Raw genomic sequence first — 18801 nt, forward strand, 5'->3', positions numbered from 1 at the left:
AATCTTACAAACATAAAAATCAGACCAACATACTTGGCCTGATCTTAATGAAAAGTCAAAAATAAATTATAGCCATTTTCAGAAATGGTCTTTCCATTTTTATGACTTTCGATGTGAGACGAGAGCTCTGAAGAGAGAATATAAAATTGTTCTTTATTACGACATTCAAGAGATAGATCAATTTGCTTTCTTAAATATTGTTCTTTAAAGTAATAACTTGAATACGTTAGAACAGCTCGAGCATAGAGAGATTGAACAGTGAGATCGGTACGAACTTCTAAACTGTTAATAATGTGCAACTGCTTTAGGACATTCTTATCAATGGCAAATGGCTCTTTCATTGTTCTCCCTCCATCTGTTATGATGATATCGTTTAATTTACTCATGTTTTACCCTGAAAAGAATGGTCATAAACCTGAGGGTGTTGGATGTTCCAACCCATTTTTTCATGTCCATTTTTTCACCCTACTTATTCGGAGGTGCCTCACTTATGTGTGGTTTTATTGGAGAGCTCTTACACAAACATAACGAAAACAACCACGCTGATGATCAGACGTGGACTGAAGCTTTAGAGATGATCCACCATCGTGGACCAGATCAAACAGGCGAATATAAAGACGAATTTGTTCGGCTAGGCTTTAAACGCTTAAGCATTATTGACTTAGAAAACGGCTCACAGCCTTTTTCTTATCAAGAAGGTCGCTATCAAATGGTGTTTAATGGCGAAATTTATAACTATATTGAACTCCGAGAAGGGTTACAAAAGCAAGGCGTAACATTCCGTACACACTCGGATACCGAAGTTCTTATTGCGATGTACGCGCATGAAGGCAAAGAAATGATCAAAAAACTGCGCGGGATGTTTGCCTTTGCGATTTGGGATACTGAAGAAAAAACACTTTTCTGTGGTCGCGACCGTTTCGGTATTAAACCGTTCTATTATATGAGAGACAACGGTCGTCTTCATTTTGGTTCAGAGCAAAAATCTCTTATGCCTTATATTGATGAAGTACAAGTACGTACAGATTCGTTACAACATTATACAACTTTTCAATATGTACCAGAACCACATACATTAACAAATCATGTAGAAAAACTATTACCAGGTCACTATTTAACCATTGATGAGCATCTATCAATTGACGTCACAAGCTATAGCGATCGCTCGTTTTATCAGCACTCTCGCAATCAATCACTTGATTCGTTAGTAAACGAAACGAAAGACGTGTTAACAAATTCGGTAGAAAAACATATGCGTTCAGATGTTCCTGTCGGATCTTTTCTATCAAGTGGAATTGATTCTACAGCGATCGTCGCACTTGCCAAAGAACAACACCCAGAATTATTAACATTTACAGTGGGCTTTGAAACACAAGGCTATAGTGAGATTGATCTAGCTCAAGACTCGGCAGAAAAATTAGGTGTCCGAAATGTTTCAAAATTAATCACGCCGGAAGAATTTTTAGAAGAACTTCCTAAAATTATGTGGCATATGGATGAGCCTGTTGCCGATCCAGCAGCTGTTCCACTCTATTTTGTTGCAAAAGAAGCAGCTAAGCATGTGAAAGTTGTTTTATCTGGAGAAGGTGCCGATGAATTATTTGGTGGTTATCGGATTTACCGCGAGCCGTTAGATTTAAAATTCTTTGACAAAATACCAAAAGGCTTGCATCCTGCTTTAAATCGATTTGCTCAACGATTACCTTCGTCTGTTAAAGGACGTGGATTTTTATTAAGAGGAACAACGCCTATTGAACAACGTTATGTCGGGAACGCGTTTATTTTTAATGAAGAAGAAAAGAAAGAGCTTTTTCATTCGTATGATGCATCCCATCCATATACAGATGTGACCCGTCCGCTTTATGACGCCGTCCGTCACTATGACGATTCTACAAAGATGCAGTATGTGGACATGCATACGTGGCTTGCTAGTGATATTCTTGTTAAAGCGGATCGTATGACAATGGCCCACTCGCTTGAATTACGCGTGCCATTTCTTGATAAAGAAGTCTTTGAATTTGCTCGTTCTTTGCAAACAGATTTAAAATTAGCAAACAATACAACAAAATTTGTTCTAAGAGAAGCCATGAAAGAGATCGTACCAGATTCCATTGTATCTCGTAAAAAACTTGGGTTCCCTGTACCTATTCGCGTATGGCTTAAAGACGAGCTGTACAGCTGGGCGCAACAAACCATTAAAACAAGCGGTGCGGATGAATATTTCAACAAATCCTTCTTACTGCAAATGTTAGAAGATCACCGTCAAGGAAAAGCGGACTACAGTCGTAAATTATGGACCGTTCTATGCTTTATGATGTGGCATGATCTTCATCTTGCTAGTAAAAGCGAGAAAGTAAGCAAAATTGTCATATAACAAGAAAGAATCTTCTTGAAGGCGTGTCGCAACGTCATTCAGGAAGATTCTTTTTTTAGTTACTCTCGTTTATTTGTTTACACTTGAACAGCTTTATTTGTTTCAATGTACGTCAGCAACTCGTGAAGATCAATCATTGACGCAAAACCTGTTTCCACTTGGATAAGCTGGTTAATAAATGGTGTTGGAGACTGAACATCACTTGCTTCTTGGAATGCTTCAATCTCGACACGCAAAATATCGCTCGCCTGATCCACGAGTAGCGCAACGTCTTTCTCTTGAGAGGTGCAAATTAACAGCCGAGAATGCCTTGTGATTGTTGCTTTTGTGCCATTCAAAATTTGATTCATGTCTACGACAGCAATTAACTCTCCACGAACGAGCACAACTCCCTCTATCACTTTAGCCGTATTCGGAACAGAGGCAATCCCGTTAACAGGTTCGATTGAAAGGAGGTTTTGCAAATGCATGCCATATTCTTGCTTTCCGACAGTAAAAAGAAGCAATTTTTCTAATGCATTACTCATGTTTCATCCTCCATTCATCCTGAAAGTACATAGAGGTATCTAAAACCATTGCAATCTTTCCATCCCCAAGGATGGTGGCACCTAACAACCCCGTAGTCCCTTTTAATAATGACCCGAGAGATTTTAAGACAATTTCACTGTGGCCAACGAAATCATCTACACGTAACGCGACTAACTTATTTTTTTGATATATAACCACAACCGACCACTCCTCTTGCTCGTCCACCTCCACTCCCACAAACGTTCGCAAAGAGACTACGGGAGTATAGAGACCACGTACATCAATCATTGCTTGATTTTGTGAATAGTGAATGTCTTCCGTTTTGATTGTTGCGGTTTCGAGTACAGCAGAGACCGGAATGGCAAATGTGTCATTATTAACACGGACAAGTAATGCTTCCATTATCGAAACGGTTAATGGAAGCGAAATAGAAAAGGTAGACCCTTCACCTGGTCGAGACGCGACTTCAATGGTTCCACCGATCTTCTCTAAATTCGTCTTAACCACATCTAAACCAACTCCTCGACCTGATAGATCGGTTACTGTATCAGCTGTACTAAAACCTGATTGGAAGAGGAGTTGAAAGACCTCTTCATCGGTTCGATTTGCTGCATCATCTTCGGTTAGCAGGTCGAGAGACAACGCTTTTTGCAATACTCGCTCCCGATCAATGCCCCCTCCGTCATCTTCAATTTCAATCACCACCCGGCTTCCTTTATAAAAAGCGCGTAACGTGATCGTCCCCTTCTCAGCTTTATGAAGAGCTTTTCGTTTGTCACGATGCTCGATGCCATGATCAATTGAATTTCTTAATAAATGGAGCAAAGGATCGCTTAATTCATCGATCAAAGCCTTATCGATTTCAGTTTCCCCGCCTTCCACAACAAAATGAATGTCTTTGTCGACTTCTTTTGCAATTTTGCGGACCATCTTTGGAAATCTAGTGAATACCGTATCTAACGTCATCATTCGAATAGAGAGCATCACAGATTGCAAATGACTAATGCTCCGATTCATTTTCTCTGCCGTCACCAGTAGATCAGGCTGATCGATTTGTTTTGCTAATTGTTCTAGCCTGCTTTTTTCAATGACAAGCTCTTCAAACATATACATTAATTCATCTAATTTTGATAGCTGCACACGTATGGATTTCTGCACACGTGCATCTGCTCCCTCTCCCTTTTCAACAACCTTTTGATCCCTACTATCAGGGCTTGCATTTGACTGGGTTTGCTCAAGGACAAAATCTTTCACGTCCACATTTGTAATCTCACTTAACCCTTTTATGACTGAAACCATGTCTTGAGCCTTTGATCCTGTCGCTACTATTACCTGAAAATCGCGGTCAAACAGACCTTCTTCAAGGGCTTCTGTGTTTGGATTTGTATGTAAAATTTCACCCAAGTTACTAAGTTCATTTATTACCATATACGCACGAACGCCTTTTAGCATCGCTTGCTCATCCACTTCAACATGAACCGTTTTAAGTGGAATCCCCTCTTCAAGCGCTTGTGCAAGCATCCGCAACGTATAGCCATCTATATCATCTTGCATAGACGAACGGACTTCATTTGGGTTCATGCGCAGAAGCTGCTGTTCTAACTCTTGACCATAAGGCAGTTCTGTTCCACTTTCCTCAATGGATTCAAGCGAGCTATCAAGAAAATCGACAATCATAAAAAATAGATTCATATGCTCATTCTCTAAAGACACATTCCCTGTTCTTAAGTCGTCTAGCATATTCTCAAATTGGTGTGTAACATCGGCCATAACAGTAAAGTTCATTGAAGCGGCCATGCCTTTAATCGTATGAGCCGACCGAAAAACGTCGTTCAGAGTAGTCGTTTGATTTTCCTCTTCTGATAGTCGAGGCAGTTGTTCATTTATAAGTGAAAGATGTTCATGACCTTCTTCAATAAACATCGTTAAGTACTGGTTTTGACTCAACACATTCTCCACCTTAGCAAAAAAGAATACGAGAGCAACTGCTCTCGTATTCTTTATCGGATTCATTCTAATGAAAGTTGATACCGATCTAGAAATACTCCAAATCCCGCTAACGCCCATTTATCCCTAACAGCCAAACCATTAATCCAGAAAAAAGAAAGATGCTTATATGTAGCGCAAATAAAGAATAGTTCTTCCGCTTTAATGCCAGTCGACTCGTTTCAAAAAAGATAAACAGTAAAAGGGCAATTGCCCCTTTCACACTATAATAAGGGGTAAATTGATACATATATAAAATCACGACACCTGTTAACAGTAAAAGAACCTGTGTTAACCTGACAAACACGGCAATAAGCTTTCTGCCTGTTTGCAAATCAAACCACGTGAGGATCAACCATACGGCAGCTCCTATAAAAAAAAGCGGCCATACATAATTATGAAACTGTAAGTATGGTAAAAAGGTTTGGGCAGGAATCACACGTTGCCCTCCTCTAGCAATAGAATAGGTTTCAATTCACCATTCTAGTATAGCATAAAATAAAAAGCGAGAACCGAGGTTCTCGCTAGTTCAAATCAAAATGGTGCCCATTTGCTTCATAGATAATCCACTCTGATAAATTCGTCGCATAATCCGCAATTCGCTCCACATACCGAGCGATAAAAGCTAATTGCGTGGTTCCTTCAACATTTTGTTCATTCACATCTTGTCTGAACAAACGTTTAATAAACTTTCCAAACCGTTCATCTATTGCATCGTCTTCTTTCGCTAGCTGCTGCGCTGCGAAAACATCTTTCTCTTTATAGGCAACGAGTGCCTTAGCAACCATAGCCCGCGCATCTTTTGCCAGTGAAGAAAGCTCACTAATTGTGTCATCATCTACTGCTGATATTCGTCGTGACACTTTTGCCATATCAACTGCTAAATCAGCAACCCGTTCTAAATCTCCGCTAATTTTCATTACCACAATCAGCTTTCGAAGATCACTTGCTACAGGTTGTTGGCGCGCAATAATATCAAAAACTTGCTCATTTAGTTCAAGCTCTCGCTTATTAATTTTTTTATCATTGGCAATAATGTCGTCTACTTTACTCGTATCCCCTGTCTCAAAGCAAGCAATAGCCCGATCCAGCTGCACAAGGGTTCGTTCCCCTAGTTCCTGAATGTGCGTGACGGATTCTTCAAGCTGTTGAACAAACATGCTACGTAACATATGCTTCGCCCCTTAACCGAATTGACCTGAAATATAAGCCTCAGTCCGCTTATGTTCAGGGTTAGAGAAAATTTTTCTTGTATCATCAATTTCAATCAGTTCACCCATATAGAAAAACGCGGTCTTATCAGAAATTCGCGCCGCCTGCTGCATATTGTGTGTCACGATCACAACGGTATACGTTCCTTTTAAAGACGTAATCAGTTCTTCAATTTTTGTTGTTGATAATGGATCTAGTGCACTCGTTGGCTCATCCATTAATAATACTTCTGGCTTTGTAGCAAGTGCTCGCGCAATACATAAACGTTGCTGCTGTCCTCCGGATAAGCCCATGGCGTTTTTACTTAATCGATCTTTTACTTCGTCCCAAAGAAACGCTCCTTTTAAACTGGATTCTACAATTTCATCCAATTCTTTTTTCTTACGAATACCGTGAACTCTTGGTCCATACGCAACATTTTCATAGATTGACTTTGGAAATGGGTTTGGCTTTTGAAACACCATCCCGACCTGTTTTCGAAGATCTGCCAAATCCATAGAACTATGCAACAGATTCTGCTCATGATAGTTTAATTCACCTGACATCTTAATGGTTGGATTTAACTTGGACATTAAGTTCAGTGTTTTTATAAATGTGGACTTTCCGCAACCGGACGGACCAATAATCGCTGTCACTTCTTTTTCATTTAACGCTAAACTAATATTTTTCAACGCATGATTTTGTCCGTACCATAAATTAAAATCTCTTACTTGATAAACTGCTTTGGTTTCTTCTAACGTTGCCACCATATTAAGATGCCCCCTCCTTAACCAAATCGACCAGAAATATAGGCTTCCGTTTGCTTATGATCAGGATTACTAAATAATTTCTCCGTAGAGTTTGTTTCAATTAATTCACCGTTGTAAAAGAATGCCGTTCGGTCCGATACACGAGAAGCTTGCTGCATATTATGCGTTACCACAACAACCGTATATTGTTTCTTTAACTCGATCATTAATTCTTCTACTTTTGCAGTGGCGATCGGATCTAGTGCTGAAGCTGGTTCGTCTAGTAAAATGACTTCTGGCTTTAATGCGAGCGTGCGCGCAATACATAAGCGCTGTTGCTGTCCTCCAGAAAGATCAAGTGCAGACTCGTGCAAACGATCTTTGACTTCCTCCCATAAAGCCGCTTTTGTTAACGATTCTTCCACGATGCCTTTCCATTCTTTCTTGGGCACACCGTGAAAACGGAGTCCGTGGGTCAAATTATCATAAATCGACTTTGGAAATGGGTTTGCTTTTTGAAAGACCATCCCAATTTCTTTGCGCAGTGATACCACATTGACCGCATCGCTTAGCAAATTCACATCTTCATACATCATTTTTCCTGTAACTCGTGCTGACGGAATCAAATCGTTCATCCGATTAATACTTCTTAAAAAAGTCGATTTCCCACAGCCTGAAGGACCAATTAACGCAAGAATTTCATTGCGATTGACTGCTAGAGACAGGTCTTTAACAGCATGGTTCTCTCCATAATAAATGTTAATGTTTTCTGCTTTTAGTAACGTGTTTTCCGTTACAAGCTCAGTCTGTTGTTCTTCTTTTCGAACGGTTAAGGTTGACATGGAATTCCTCCTATTTTGCAGACGTTAATTTTTTGTGCACATAGCGTCCAAGAAGTCGGGCCATTAAATTAAATAACAGAACAGCAATAATGAGCACGAGCGCCGCACCGTCAGCAATATCTCTGGCATCCGGAACAAGCCCTTGAGTGTTTACTTTCCAAATGTGAACAGCCAACGTTTCTGCTGGTCGAAACACGTTTAATGGTGATGTCTCTGAAAATGGATTAAAGTTTGCCCAATCAAGTCGTGGTGTCGTCACGCCAGACGTAAATAATAACGCAGCCGCTTCACCAAACACACGTCCTGCTGATAAAATAACTCCTGTCAAAATTCCTGGGAATGCTGCTGGCAAAATAATCGTCCGAATCGTATCCCAATGCGTAATGCCAAGAGCTAAGCTTACTTCTTTTTGTTCACGGGCAACGCTTGTAATGGAATCCTCAACGACACGCACCATGACAGGTAAATTAAAGACTGTTAACGCAAGTGCACCACCTAAGATTGAATAGCTCCAGCCGGTTAATTGTACAAAGACAAGTAAACCGAAAAGACCTACAACAATGGATGGAAGGGACGCTAATACTTCAATACATGTACGAATAAAATCTGTTACCTTGCCAGGCTTTGCGTATTCAGCCATGTAAATCCCGCCACCAAGGCCAAGGGGAACAGTAAATAACATTGTTAGAACAAGAATGTAAAAAGAGTTAAATAGTTGTGGACCAATTCCTCCACCTTCACGAAACGAGCTCGGCGGACTTGTTAAAAAGTTCAAGTCCAGTTGGCCAATCCCACGTACCAATATATAACTAATCAAACTTGCTAATACGGCTACAATGAGAAGCGCAATCAGTGTAAATACTGATGTCGCTAATCGATCTGTCCATCGTTTATTCATGAAAAACGCCTCCTAGATGACAAGAAACGAACGATGATAATGAACAAGTAAGACATCACTAGAAGAATTAATCCTAATGACCAGAGCACGTTGTTTTCCGTGCTTCCAGGTACCGTATGTCCCATGTTTAATGTAATAATCGTCGTTAATGTTGCAGTTGGATCAAGTAAAGATTCTGCAATGGTTCGAGAATTTCCGATTACCATTTGTACAGCAAGTGCTTCACCAAAGGCACGGGCCATTCCTAAAACAATCGCCGTTAACAGCATCGGTCCAGCAGCTGGCACAATGACGCGGCGAATCGTTTGCCATCTCGTTGCCCCTAAAGCGAGGGATGATTCTCTAATCCCATTTGGAACAGATCGAAGCGCGTCGGTCGCAATACTTGTCACAGTCGGTAAAATCATAATGGATAATACGACCATTCCAGCTAATAAGCCAAATCCTTGCCCACCAACATTTTCACGTATAAAAGGAACAATGAGTGTTAAGCCAATAAATCCATAAACAACTGATGGAATCCCCACTAACAGCTCTACTGCTGGTTGGAGAATTTTCCGTCCCCAACTTGGCGCAATTTCAGTCATGTAAATGGCGGCACCAATTCCAAGCGGTGCAGCCACTAAAGCGGCTAAAATGGTTACGGCAAACGAGCCGACAATAAAAGGTAAAGCACCATAAGCTGGTCCGCCTTGATCGGCACTCCGGGCCGGATTCCAGTCTAGACTAGTTAAAAATTCAATCGGACTAACGCCGTCAGCAACAAAAGCTTGCATTCCGCGTAAGACTAGGAAAAGTGTAATCGATACGGTTGTTAAAATGATAATTGTTGCACATGTGTAAACAATCAATTTCCCTTTGCGTTCTGTTTTTATCGTTTTCTTTTTATCTAGCAAACGGTCTGCTACAGATTGGGTAGCTGGCATGAATACGTTCCTCCTTGATCTTCTCCTCAATGAAAATCAATGTTTGAAAAGGGGCTCGGCCTTTTTAACCAAAGCCCCCTTTTATTCTCTTTATTTTGCTGTTTCATTTCCTTCAGCATCTCGTTCTACTTGCATCCCGGTTTCAGGAATGTAGCCCATTTCTGGAATCACACCATCTTGTACCGTTTCACTGAACAGGAAGTCGATAAACGCTTTTGTTAACCCTTCAGGCTCTCCATTTGTATAAGAGTGCATGTAGGCCCAGATTGGGAAATCCCCTGACATGACGTTTTCATCGGTTTGCTCAACGCCATCTACTGCTAACGGTAAAACCGAACCTTGGTCATCGTAGTACGAGAAAGCAAGGTAGCCGATTGCACCAGGAGTCTCGCTAATAATCTGACGCACGGTACTTGATGAATCTTCTGTAATTGCATCAGATGAAGGCTCATTGCCTTCAAGGCCATATTTTACAAATGTATCTCTCGTTCCAGAAGAATCTGGGCGGTTGACAAGAACAATCTCTTCATCTGCGCCACCGATTTCACTCCAGTTCGTTACTTCTCCTGTAAAAATATCAATCATGTCTTCCGTTGATAGATCGTCTACACCGACTTCAGGGTGAGCGGCTGGACCCATTCCTACGACCGCAATGCGGTGATCAACAAGATTTGATGCATCAATATCGTCTTTTTCTTCCGCAAATACATCCGAGTTCCCGATGTCAACTTGTTCACTTGCGATAGAAGATAAACCTTGGCCAGATCCACCGGCTTGTACAGAGATACTTGCTTCCAAGTTCTCTTCCATAAACACTTCACTTGCCGCTGCCACAAGCGGTTCCATGGCGCTTGATCCTGCTACAAGAATGCTTCCTGATACTTCTTCCGTATTATTATCATTGGAGTCATCTCCACCATTTGATGCGTTGTCACCATCACCATTCGTTCCCTCATCTGATCCACATGCAGCTGCTGTTAATAGAAACGCTGCAAAAACTGCTCCAAGGTTTAACTTCTTCATCTGTTTGTTTCCCCCTATTTGTTAAGCGTTCGGTATCGTTCTTACAAGCCCAAGTATAGATGGCAAGTATTAAGTTCATATATGGCTCGTGTAAAGCTTTTGTAAAAAGCATGAAGATCACCTTTACAAATGAACATAAAAAAAACGTACTGATCATGATCAGTACGTTTCATATCTACACGATTATTTCTTAGTTTGTTTGTTCCTTTGTTGGTCCATAGACCCCAGGTACCGTTAACCCTGCTTGACGAAGGAGGACCGTCATTTGCCCACGATGGTGCGTTTGATGGCTAACAAGCATACGTAGCATCGTTCCTTTTGTCATCGTTGCACCTAAGGCTTCGAGTTCTTCTTCCATAAAGCTGTCTGAGTCGATGTTTTCCATCGCTTGAAGCAACGCTCGGCTTACGCGATCATACGAATCTTTTATAACACTTGCACTGCTCGGCTGTTTTTCCGCAAGGTCCACGTCAAGCTGCACACCTAGTTGCCCTACAAAAAATACAGGAGATGTCGTGAGGTGCCAACCTAACCAACCTAATGTGTTATGCCCTTCTTCAATCGCTTGTCCTAATTTCTCATCTGACACGGCGTCTAAAACCGCTGATGTTAAATAAGATTCTTGTTTCCATTCTTGAATAAAATCTGCTACTTTGCGATACATACTACCAGCTCCTTTTTTACGTCACTTCTTAGTATAGTAAAAACGATCAAACACATACAAGTAAGACGACCTTTATCCTTGCCACAAATCACTTTGTTCAAGCATTGCTGCTAACCTTATGAGTAACGCTTCATTTCCTTTAGACGCCATCGCTTGAACACCAATGGGCATACCTTGATTCGTTTGATAAACAGGGATGTTCATAGCTGGTTGACCGGTTAAATTTGCAAGCTGTGTAAAAGGCGTGTACGTCAAACTTGGTAAGAACATCTCATAAACAAGATCAAGCTGATCCTGAACGCCAAGTTTCTGCACCGTTTCTTTCAACCTCTGCTCTTCTTCTAATGATGGTGTTAGCTCGCCAATTTTCGGTGCAATCGATGCGGCACCTGGTGTTAAATACAAATCATAGTTTTGGTGAAAGGCCATCGCTTTAGCAGCATGCTCGTCCCATGCAGTAAGGCTACTCGCATATTGCGCTGCTGATACATGCCTTCCAGCCTCTGAGAGAACAAAGGACTCGGTTTCCAATTCCTCTTCACGAAGGATTCTACCAATTGATTTCTCTAAACGCCCACGCATGTTTGCCATTTCGCCAGCGTTCATTAAATAATATTGCTGCATTAAATAACGACCATCAATGGATGGAGACGCTTCTTCTAGCTCATATCCAAGAGAGTCAAGATATTGAACCGTTTCCATAAGTGCAGTTTTCGCATCGTCCGAAACAGGTGTACCGACTGGCGATTCATAGGAGTACGCAATACGCATAGGCGGTTCTTGATACATCGTCTCTTCAAACCCACCTACAAATAAAGGTGTATGAAATGCCGCTTCTGGTTGATACGTTTGCAACACATCTAGCGCCCGTGCGCTATCCCTTACCGACCGACTTAAGACAAAATCAATCGCAGCTCCTTGCCACTGACGTCCTGCACCAGGCCCGACAGGTGTACGACCTCGTGTTGGTTTTAAGCCCACAAGCCCTGTGAATGAAGCAGGAATACGAATGGAACCCCCGCCATCACTTGCCCCAGCAATTGGTACGATCCCACTTGCTACAGCTGCCGCAGCACCACCACTGGAACCACCTGGCGAGTACGATTCATTGTGTGGATTTCTAGTTGCTCCGTACAATTTCGGTTCCGTAATGTTCTTTAGTCCAAATTCTGGAGAGTTTGTATAGCCCATCATAATAAACCCTGCATGTTGCAAGCGTTTGGTGTAATGACTGGACTCTTTAGCAACAGATCCTGTTAGTAATGGACTTCCAGCATTTATTTCTTCCTCTTTTAACGCTTGAGAAGAATTCTTTAATAAAAACGGAACGCCTTGAAAGAGTTGCTCCGCGTGGAGATCTTTCAATTCTTCTGTTGCTCGTTTTTCTCGGGTCGATACGACTGCATTTAATTGTTGATTAGCCAATATCCCTTCTGAACAAGCTTGAAGCACATCTAATGGTTGAATGCTCCGTTTTTTTATTAATTCTGCTAACGCCACACCATCAAACTGCTTATATTCACGAAAATTCATGTAGTTCGCCTCCTTTTCTTCAGTATAAAAGAACGCACATTAATTTGCTTTTGATCTGCTTCTACATGACTCGCAAGCATGGAGAAAGCCTTGAAAGAGTTTTTTTGAATAATCATCCTTCATATTTTCAGGATGCCATTGAACACCAACTTGAAAAGGATGTGTTTCATGTTCAATCGCTTCTACAACACCGTCATTCGTCCAACCGACTACTGCGAATGGAGATGGAACATGCCTAACAGCTTGATGGTGAAAACTGTTTACAACCATGGTTTGTGTCCCAACAATTGATGTAAGTGTAGAAGAATCGTTCATTTGAATTTGATGGCTACCGTACTCTCTCGGCGCTCGTTGATGATGCTGAATTAATTCACCTTGAAATTGGCTTGGTAAATCTTGATACATATCTCCCCCAGCCGCAAGATTTAAGATTTGCATGCCTCGACAAATCGCGAGCACCGGTTTCTCTTCTGCTAAAGCCGCTTTAGCAAGCGCCATCTCAAATAAATCTCGCTCCGGTGTGATACTCCCTAGTTGAGGATGCGGTTCTTCATTAAATAGCATCGGATTAATATCCCCTCCACCCGTCATCAATAACCCGTCTAAATTCTTCATGTAGGACCAAGCTTTCGTCGGTTCAATATTTGGAAGCACAAACGGCAGAACTTGTTTCCCATTAATTGAAGCAATATTATCTAGCGCCGTACTTAGTCTCCCTATGTCAACAATCGAAGAGGTAATGCCAATGGTTATCATGTTACACGCCTCCTTTTTCTTACACTATGCGTATGAAAAAAAATGATGTCAATGCTAAAATTGACATTTTTGGTTTGATTCGCTACGCTTTTCTAGTGATTGATACGCAAAAAGTGAGGCATTATTTTATGAGAAAACGAATGGTTTTAATTGGTGGAGGCATTGTTGGTAGCTCCACCGCATTTCATTTAGCCAAACAAGGGTACGATGTCGTTCTCGTTGATGACAAACATCCAAATCGGGCAACAAATGCTGCTGCTGGAATTGTGTGTCCTTGGTTATCAAAACGACGAAATCAAGCTTGGTATCAGCTCGTGAAAAACAGCGCTGCCTATTACCCATCGTTTGTAGACACGCTCGCTACGCTCGGCGGCGAAAATACTGGATTTAAACGAACTGGCGCCCTCTGGATTCATGAAAAAAAAGAAAACGTTCTTGATACCATCGAACGTGCAAAACTCAAACGACACGACGCACCAGAAATTGGCGAACTCACGTATCTTGAAGGGGAGGACATTCAACAGCGATTTCCTGTTCTTGATACGCGTTATTATGGTGTATTCGTAGAAGGGGCTGGACGTGTTGATGGTCAATCGTTAAATCACTCCATGCAGCAAGCCGCACAACGTCTAGGCGCAACCATCGTCCATCAAAAAGCGTCAATTGAAGAGCAAATGGACGGGCAGTTAGCCGTTTTCACTTCAGAAGGTGAGCTTGAATACGACGAATTAATTATTACGAATGGCGCATGGGTGAAGCCATTATTCGAAAGAACTTCCATTACAGTAGACATTCGCGATCAAAAAGCACAGATTGTTCATTTACAAATTGACCAAGATACATCCGAGTGGCCTGTGGTCATCCCTCCTGGAAATCAATATTTATTAGCTTTTCCTAACGGGAAAATTGTCGCTGGCTCTACGTATGAAAACCATACGAACTTTAATTCGTCAGTTACTGCCGATGCTGTTCATACCTTACTAGACGAAACATTTTCTGTTGCTCCAGGATTACGAACCGCATCGTATGTAGAAACAAAAGTTGGGTTTCGACCTGTTGCCCCACATCACATGCCACTTTTCGGAAGAATGCCAAACTACGAAAAAGTATGGATTGCAAACGGCCTCGGTTCTACTGGTTTGACGGCAGGACCTTACATTGGCTACGCACTCGCTGAATGTCTTGCAAGGCGAGATGTTCCCCTGTCGGATACCCTATTTAACGTCGAATCCATTATTAAACCATAAAAAGCTTGAGCAAAGGCATAAGAGAGAAAGATGAGTAATCTAGCAGTGATTACTCATCTTTTTTTAAAAAACGATCGTTGGATTTGAACGAAACTCGAGGTCTTTTTGCTTACAGTTGGTTGAAACGGGTATGGGTATAAACTGGAGGGATGACGATGAGTTACTATGACCAAATGGACAAAGACGCAAATCATCGAGAGCAACCTGAGAAGTATCGTGTAGGGCGGGGTGAACAAGGCGTATTAATGATTGAACCATATAAAAGTGAAATCCTCCCAAATTGGCGATTTAAAACGCCTAAAGTCGCTAAAGCATCTTCAGAAAAAATCTATGAACAGTTTCTTGCTTATAAAAAAGAGGATGATCTGGTCGGCATGGATATGGCGAGAAAATTTTTGCAAATGGGCTACACTCGAGCTAGACGGTATGCAAATTACCCTGGAGGTAAAAAATACGATAAAGATGGGAACCTTAATGACCGTGATATTGATGAAGAAAAAGCAAAAGCAGCGTCTTATTTTGAAGAAAAGTGGATAAAAGTAAGGGAAGATCAAGACTACTTAAAAAAGAAAAAGCAACACCAAGACCGTTATGGCTAACTTAATAAACGGTTAGTAGTTGCTTAAGACCTTGCATATCTGCTGCAATCGTTTCTTTTAAATGCTGCCGATAAAATACAGAAGACGGATGGTAAGTGGGAAAGATCATAAACCAATTATTGCTCCGCTCGTAGGCGCCTTCTTCTGAATAACGTAAAATTTTACTACAAAAAGGCTTTCCATGCTGTTCGTTGACTTTAAATGACGAACCAACAATTCGTTCGAGGGCAATTCTACCTAGCGTCACAATGACTTTAGGTTTAATGTGTTCAATTGTTTCATCTAAAAGGATCGCATGGGCGTCTATCTCTTTTTTGATCGGCGTTCGATTTCCTCTCTCTTCAACCGGCTTTTGCTGACTTTTGAGGTCTGTTTTATACGGTCTACTTCGAATAACACTCGTAACAAAGATCTCTTCCCGCGTTAGGTGAATAGAATGAAGGTAGGTTTGGAAGCTCTCTGCTGATTGACCTGAAAAAGGTTTTCCTGTAACGATTTCCGTTCTTCCTGGCGCTTCTCCTAAAAATAAAACGTCAGCTTGCTCATTTCCCGCTCCTTCTAAGAACCCTTCACAAGCAAATGGTTGCATTCGTCGCTTCGCTTCTTTTATCGTCTCTTCTTTATACATCGTTATCCTCTTCTAGTTTTTACTTGCGCCTGTAGCAAAGCTAATTTTGTAATAAAGCGTTTCCGTTCACCGTCACTAGCCGCACACCAAATCGACTGATAGAGCGCATTAATCCGATTTTGATCACGATTCACCATTCAAACCTACTTCCATACTTAGTTCTTTACTGCTTAGTATAGACCGTCTCACCATTTATAATCGTTTGTTGGACGACTGAAGTTATCGCAAGGGGATGCTCGCTCCATATGACCATATCTGCATCTTTCCCTTCCTCCAGCGTACCTAATCGATCTTCTATTTGTAAATGCTCTGCCGCATAAACGGTTAATGCTTTTAGCATCGTGTTCTCGCTTACACCATATTTCAAGGCATGAGATGCTGTTGTAATTAGATGCTCAATTGGAATAACGGGATGATCTGTCGTAATTGTAAAAGGGCTACCGGTATCGGCAAATCGTTTCACAGTTTCCCAGCTTTTATTCGCTAATTCCTGTTTTGACCGGGCCGAAAATGTTGGTCCAATTGTAAAACGAAACCCACTCGCACGTAGTTCATCTACAATTAGATGTCCTTCTGTTACATGCTCAATGGTCATGTTTATGTTAAATTCTTTTGCAATGCGAATGGCTGTAGCAATATCATCCGCTCGATGGGCATGGATTCGCATTGGTAACTCGCCATTCACAACAGGTAGCAACTGTTCCATTCCTAAATCCCTCGTCGTAAGCGTTCCTTGCTCTTTTTGTTTTCCATAATCTTGAGCCTTCATCAATTCTTGGCGAAGTACAGCTGCAACGCCCATTCTTGTAAGGGGCATTTTCCCTTTTGGGCCGTGGATATTTTTGGGATTTTCACCGAGTGCCCCCTTCATAGCTGATGGAGATTGCACAATCATGTCTTCCACCGTATTTCCGACTGTTTTAATGACACATGTCTCCCCTCCAATGACGTTCGCACTGCCAGGCAACACTTGCACAGTCGTAATTCCTGCTCTTCTCGCATCAGCAAATCCACTATCTTCTGGGTGAATGCCATCTAGCGCCCGAACTTCTGGTGTACACGGTTTTGTGGTTTCATTGAAATCATGACCAGCTTTCCCTACATCTTGTGCAAAGACCCCTAGATGCGTATGGACGTCAATTACCCCAGGCGTCACCCATCCCCCTTTCGCATCAATGACTATCCAATCAGCTTGTCGATCAATTTCTTTTTCTACTTTTACAATTTTTGTTCCTTCTACAAGAATGTCGAACAGTACAACTTCTTCTTGGGTCCCTGTCCATACCTTCCCATTTACAATGAGTGTTTTTTCCATTATTCATTCCCCCTATTGAATAATTTCGACACAAAAAAACCGCTGCCTTCTTTTTGGCTAACGGTGATTGGAGTCCATCCGATCTTGCAATTCTTTAATCAAGTGCTCAGCACCTTCTTTGCTCAAACAAATACTGCCATTTGCAAGCATTAGGTTCTCGTCTGAACTTTCCCCAGTAATCAAACATGCGCTGTATGGCTGATACTTTTCTAATACAATCTGATCGCCATCGATTAAAATCGCAAGCGGTGTTTTAATTTCTATATTCAACATGCTCCTTAATTCTTTTGGAATAACAATTCGTCCGAGCTGATCTAGTTTTCTTACAATACCTGTTGATTTCACTTCAACGAGTCCTCCTTAACAATTCCTAATTTTACCTTTTTATTAACCATTCTAGTTTACTTCATCTTTTCCTTTTTTTATAGTGTATTTCGACAAAATTAGTGTTAAGTCGCACCTGAATTCCAAAAGCTGCTAGCTTATGTAGTACTTTTTGATCATTTTTCAGATAATGATTTTCGACAAAAAAAACCTTGCGAATGCAAGGTTTTATGCTGGATATACACTTACTTGTTTACGGTCACGGCCAACGCGCTCGTATTTAACAACACCGTCCACTTTCGCGAATAGTGTGTCGTCGCCACCTTTACCAACATTGGTTCCAGGGTAAACACGTGTACCTCTTTGACGAACAAGGATTGATCCTCCCGTTACAGCTTGACCATCAGCACGTTTAGCACCAAGGCGTTTTGAACGAGAATCACGACCGTTTTTCGTACTACCTACTCCCTTTTTCGAAGCGAAAAATTGAAGGTCCATTCTTAACATATCGTCACCTCCTGTCGGTTTCAATACTCATAAATGAGCGATATGATTCTTCCATTGATTGAAGGGATAGCTCCATCCCTTTCAAAAGCAATTGAACATCATCATATGTTTTGGTATCCAGATTTTCTGGAACTTCACAGTGCAGATAACCACCTTCTGAACCAGCCAAATCAACAACAAGATCCACTCCACACAACGCATGAACAGCATTAATCGCTCCAATTGAAACGGCTGAAGCACCTGCACAAACAATATCTTGTCCATGCGGTCCTGCTTCGGCATGGCCACTCATTGTAAACATGGTAATGTTCTCTTCTTGATCATGGTTAAATTGAATACGTATCATCGGTCTTACCCGTTAATTTTGCCAATAACAACTTTTGTATAAGGTTGACGATGGCCTTGCTTACGACGATAGTTTTTCTTCGCTTTCATTTTGTATACGATAATTTTCTTGTTACGACCGTGTTTTTCAACCGTGCCTGTAACAGATGCACCGTCTACAAATGGAGCGCCGACCTTAGCTGAGTCGCCACCTACAAATAGAACTTTATCAAAGCTTACCTCTGCTCCAGCCTCAGCATCTAGTTTCTCAACATAGATCTCTTGACCTTCTACCACTTTGATTTGTTTCCCACCAGTTTCGATAATTGCGTACATCTCTGCACCTCCTCATAACATAAGACTCGCCATTTTAGGCAGGAACACGTC

General features: G+C 41.5%; 23 protein-coding genes and 1 other annotated feature (1 of these 24 cut by a window edge). Of the genes, 3 read left to right on the plus strand and 20 right to left on the minus strand.

What is annotated here, in order from left to right; all coding sequences use genetic code 11:
• Window positions 1–44 precede the first annotated feature (44 nt).
• Window positions 45–341, minus strand: coding sequence for an IDEAL domain-containing protein (locus ABC361_RS13290; protein ID WP_413074405.1), 297 nt, complete (start codon window positions 339–341; stop codon window positions 45–47).
• A 149-nt stretch (window positions 342–490) separates the two neighbouring features.
• On the opposite strand from ABC361_RS13290, the gene asnB reads away from it, so the two are divergent.
• Window positions 491–2374 carry an asparagine synthase (glutamine-hydrolyzing) gene (gene asnB, locus ABC361_RS13295; RefSeq protein ID WP_413074406.1) on the plus strand — a complete coding sequence of 628 codons (1884 nt, stop codon included), beginning with the start codon at window positions 491–493 and terminating at the stop codon, window positions 2372–2374.
• A gap of 77 nt (window positions 2375–2451) precedes the next feature.
• On the opposite strand, the gene ABC361_RS13300 is transcribed toward asnB, so the two are convergent.
• From ABC361_RS13300 to ABC361_RS13355, 12 genes are all read right to left on the minus strand, one after another.
• Window positions 2452–2901, minus strand: coding sequence for a chemotaxis protein CheW (locus ABC361_RS13300; RefSeq protein ID WP_413074407.1), 450 nt, complete (start codon window positions 2899–2901; stop codon window positions 2452–2454).
• Window positions 2894–4849, minus strand: coding sequence for a chemotaxis protein CheW (locus ABC361_RS13305; RefSeq protein WP_413074408.1), 1956 nt, complete (start codon window positions 4847–4849; stop codon window positions 2894–2896). Before ABC361_RS13305 ends, ABC361_RS13300 begins: the two co-directional genes overlap by 8 nt.
• Before the next feature lie 109 nt (window positions 4850–4958).
• Window positions 4959–5327 (minus strand): hypothetical protein, encoded by a 369-nt coding sequence (locus tag ABC361_RS13310; protein ID WP_413074409.1) that lies wholly within the window; start codon window positions 5325–5327, stop codon window positions 4959–4961.
• A gap of 85 nt (window positions 5328–5412) precedes the next feature.
• Window positions 5413–6060, minus strand: coding sequence for a phosphate signaling complex protein PhoU (phoU, locus tag ABC361_RS13315; RefSeq protein WP_413074410.1), 648 nt, complete (start codon window positions 6058–6060; stop codon window positions 5413–5415).
• A 12-nt stretch (window positions 6061–6072) separates the two neighbouring features.
• Window positions 6073–6849 (minus strand): phosphate ABC transporter ATP-binding protein PstB, encoded by a 777-nt coding sequence (gene pstB, locus ABC361_RS13320; RefSeq protein ID WP_413074411.1) that lies wholly within the window; start codon window positions 6847–6849, stop codon window positions 6073–6075.
• A gap of 17 nt (window positions 6850–6866) precedes the next feature.
• Complete coding sequence (gene pstB / locus ABC361_RS13325) at window positions 6867–7670, minus strand: phosphate ABC transporter ATP-binding protein PstB (protein WP_413074412.1); 804 nt, start codon at window positions 7668–7670, stop codon at window positions 6867–6869.
• Window positions 7671–7680: 10 nt separating this feature from the next.
• Window positions 7681–8568: a phosphate ABC transporter permease PstA gene (gene pstA / locus ABC361_RS13330; RefSeq protein WP_413074413.1), complete on the minus strand. Its 888-nt coding sequence runs from the start codon at window positions 8566–8568 to the stop codon at window positions 7681–7683.
• Window positions 8565–9494, minus strand: coding sequence for a phosphate ABC transporter permease subunit PstC (gene pstC / locus ABC361_RS13335; protein WP_413074414.1), 930 nt, complete (start codon window positions 9492–9494; stop codon window positions 8565–8567). Before pstC ends, pstA begins: the two co-directional genes overlap by 4 nt.
• Window positions 9495–9584: 90 nt before the next feature.
• The gene (locus ABC361_RS13340; protein ID WP_413074415.1) at window positions 9585–10517 is read right to left on the minus strand and encodes a phosphate ABC transporter substrate-binding protein; all 933 of its coding nucleotides are present in this window, start codon (window positions 10515–10517) and stop codon (window positions 9585–9587) included.
• 190 nt (window positions 10518–10707) lie between these two features.
• Window positions 10708–11181: a DinB family protein gene (locus ABC361_RS13345; protein ID WP_413074416.1), complete on the minus strand. Its 474-nt coding sequence runs from the start codon at window positions 11179–11181 to the stop codon at window positions 10708–10710.
• A 72-nt stretch (window positions 11182–11253) separates the two neighbouring features.
• The gene (locus ABC361_RS13350; protein WP_413074417.1) at window positions 11254–12714 is read right to left on the minus strand and encodes an amidase family protein; all 1461 of its coding nucleotides are present in this window, start codon (window positions 12712–12714) and stop codon (window positions 11254–11256) included.
• 39 nt (window positions 12715–12753) lie between these two features.
• Window positions 12754–13470 (minus strand): gamma-glutamyl-gamma-aminobutyrate hydrolase family protein, encoded by a 717-nt coding sequence (locus ABC361_RS13355; protein WP_413074418.1) that lies wholly within the window; start codon window positions 13468–13470, stop codon window positions 12754–12756.
• A 128-nt stretch (window positions 13471–13598) separates the two neighbouring features.
• Here ABC361_RS13355 and ABC361_RS13360 point away from each other — a divergent pair, with 128 nt between their 5' ends.
• Together ABC361_RS13360 and ABC361_RS13365 are read left to right on the plus strand one after the other, a co-directional pair.
• Window positions 13599–14717: an NAD(P)/FAD-dependent oxidoreductase gene (locus ABC361_RS13360; RefSeq protein ID WP_413074419.1), complete on the plus strand. Its 1119-nt coding sequence runs from the start codon at window positions 13599–13601 to the stop codon at window positions 14715–14717.
• A gap of 155 nt (window positions 14718–14872) precedes the next feature.
• On the plus strand, window positions 14873–15316 hold the full coding sequence (locus ABC361_RS13365; protein ID WP_413074420.1) for a DUF4385 domain-containing protein: 444 nt from the start codon (window positions 14873–14875) through the stop codon (window positions 15314–15316).
• 1 nt (window position 15317) lies between these two features.
• Here the strand turns inward: ABC361_RS13365 and ABC361_RS13370 are convergent, their stop codons facing one another.
• The 7 genes from ABC361_RS13370 to rplU all read right to left on the minus strand — a co-directional run bounded on the left by ABC361_RS13370 (window position 15318) and on the right by rplU (window position 18750).
• Window positions 15318–15944, minus strand: coding sequence for a uracil-DNA glycosylase (locus ABC361_RS13370; protein ID WP_413074421.1), 627 nt, complete (start codon window positions 15942–15944; stop codon window positions 15318–15320).
• Window positions 15945–15946: 2 nt separating this feature from the next.
• On the minus strand, window positions 15947–16081 hold the full coding sequence (locus tag ABC361_RS13375) for a hypothetical protein (RefSeq protein WP_413074422.1): 135 nt from the start codon (window positions 16079–16081) through the stop codon (window positions 15947–15949).
• A gap of 26 nt (window positions 16082–16107) precedes the next feature.
• The gene (locus ABC361_RS13380; RefSeq protein ID WP_413074423.1) at window positions 16108–17259 is read right to left on the minus strand and encodes an amidohydrolase; all 1152 of its coding nucleotides are present in this window, start codon (window positions 17257–17259) and stop codon (window positions 16108–16110) included.
• Between the two features lie 57 nt (window positions 17260–17316).
• A complete protein-coding gene (locus ABC361_RS13385; RefSeq protein ID WP_413074424.1) occupies window positions 17317–17604 on the minus strand; it encodes an AbrB/MazE/SpoVT family DNA-binding domain-containing protein in 288 nt (95 codons plus the stop codon).
• 207 nt (window positions 17605–17811) lie between these two features.
• Window positions 17812–18090, minus strand: a complete 279-nt coding sequence (gene rpmA, locus ABC361_RS13390; RefSeq protein ID WP_099301373.1) for a 50S ribosomal protein L27 — start codon at window positions 18088–18090, stop codon at window positions 17812–17814.
• 4 nt (window positions 18091–18094) lie between these two features.
• A complete protein-coding gene (locus ABC361_RS13395) occupies window positions 18095–18436 on the minus strand; it encodes a ribosomal-processing cysteine protease Prp (protein WP_099301374.1) in 342 nt (113 codons plus the stop codon).
• Window positions 18437–18441: 5 nt separating this feature from the next.
• Entirely contained in the window at window positions 18442–18750 is a 309-nt protein-coding gene (rplU, locus tag ABC361_RS13400) for a 50S ribosomal protein L21 (protein WP_054706797.1), read from the minus strand.
• 12 nt (window positions 18751–18762) lie between these two features.
• Window positions 18763–18801: a sequence feature (ribosomal protein L21 leader region), on the minus strand (it continues 35 nt past the right edge of the window).

The organism is Shouchella phoenicis (assembly GCF_047238345.1).
GTDB lineage: Bacteria > Bacillota > Bacilli > Bacillales > Bacillaceae_D > Shouchella.

Coding starts and splice junctions, on each gene's coding strand:
- ABC361_RS13290 (WP_413074405.1), bottom strand. CDS start 341: ATGAAAGAGCCATTTGCCATTGATAAGAATGTCCTAAAGCAGTTGCAC.
- asnB (WP_413074406.1), top strand. CDS start 491: ATGTGTGGTTTTATTGGAGAGCTCTTACACAAACATAACGAAAACAAC.
- ABC361_RS13300 (WP_413074407.1), bottom strand. CDS start 2,901: ATGAGTAATGCATTAGAAAAATTGCTTCTTTTTACTGTCGGAAAGCAA.
- phoU (WP_413074410.1), bottom strand. CDS start 6,060: ATGTTACGTAGCATGTTTGTTCAACAGCTTGAAGAATCCGTCACGCAC.
- pstB (WP_413074411.1), bottom strand. CDS start 6,849: ATGGTGGCAACGTTAGAAGAAACCAAAGCAGTTTATCAAGTAAGAGAT.
- pstB (WP_413074412.1), bottom strand. CDS start 7,670: ATGTCAACCTTAACCGTTCGAAAAGAAGAACAACAGACTGAGCTTGTA.
- pstA (WP_413074413.1), bottom strand. CDS start 8,568: ATGAATAAACGATGGACAGATCGATTAGCGACATCAGTATTTACACTG.
- pstC (WP_413074414.1), bottom strand. CDS start 9,494: ATGCCAGCTACCCAATCTGTAGCAGACCGTTTGCTAGATAAAAAGAAA.
- ABC361_RS13340 (WP_413074415.1), bottom strand. CDS start 10,517: ATGAAGAAGTTAAACCTTGGAGCAGTTTTTGCAGCGTTTCTATTAACA.
- ABC361_RS13345 (WP_413074416.1), bottom strand. CDS start 11,181: ATGTATCGCAAAGTAGCAGATTTTATTCAAGAATGGAAACAAGAATCT.
- ABC361_RS13350 (WP_413074417.1), bottom strand. CDS start 12,714: ATGAATTTTCGTGAATATAAGCAGTTTGATGGTGTGGCGTTAGCAGAA.
- ABC361_RS13355 (WP_413074418.1), bottom strand. CDS start 13,470: ATGATAACCATTGGCATTACCTCTTCGATTGTTGACATAGGGAGACTA.
- ABC361_RS13360 (WP_413074419.1), top strand. CDS start 13,599: ATGAGAAAACGAATGGTTTTAATTGGTGGAGGCATTGTTGGTAGCTCC.
- ABC361_RS13365 (WP_413074420.1), top strand. CDS start 14,873: ATGAGTTACTATGACCAAATGGACAAAGACGCAAATCATCGAGAGCAA.
- ABC361_RS13370 (WP_413074421.1), bottom strand. CDS start 15,944: ATGTATAAAGAAGAGACGATAAAAGAAGCGAAGCGACGAATGCAACCA.
- ABC361_RS13375 (WP_413074422.1), bottom strand. CDS start 16,081: ATGGTGAATCGTGATCAAAATCGGATTAATGCGCTCTATCAGTCGATT.
- ABC361_RS13380 (WP_413074423.1), bottom strand. CDS start 17,259: ATGGAAAAAACACTCATTGTAAATGGGAAGGTATGGACAGGGACCCAA.
- rpmA (WP_099301373.1), bottom strand. CDS start 18,090: ATGTTAAGAATGGACCTTCAATTTTTCGCTTCGAAAAAGGGAGTAGGT.
- ABC361_RS13395 (WP_099301374.1), bottom strand. CDS start 18,436: ATGATACGTATTCAATTTAACCATGATCAAGAAGAGAACATTACCATG.
- rplU (WP_054706797.1), bottom strand. CDS start 18,750: ATGTACGCAATTATCGAAACTGGTGGGAAACAAATCAAAGTGGTAGAA.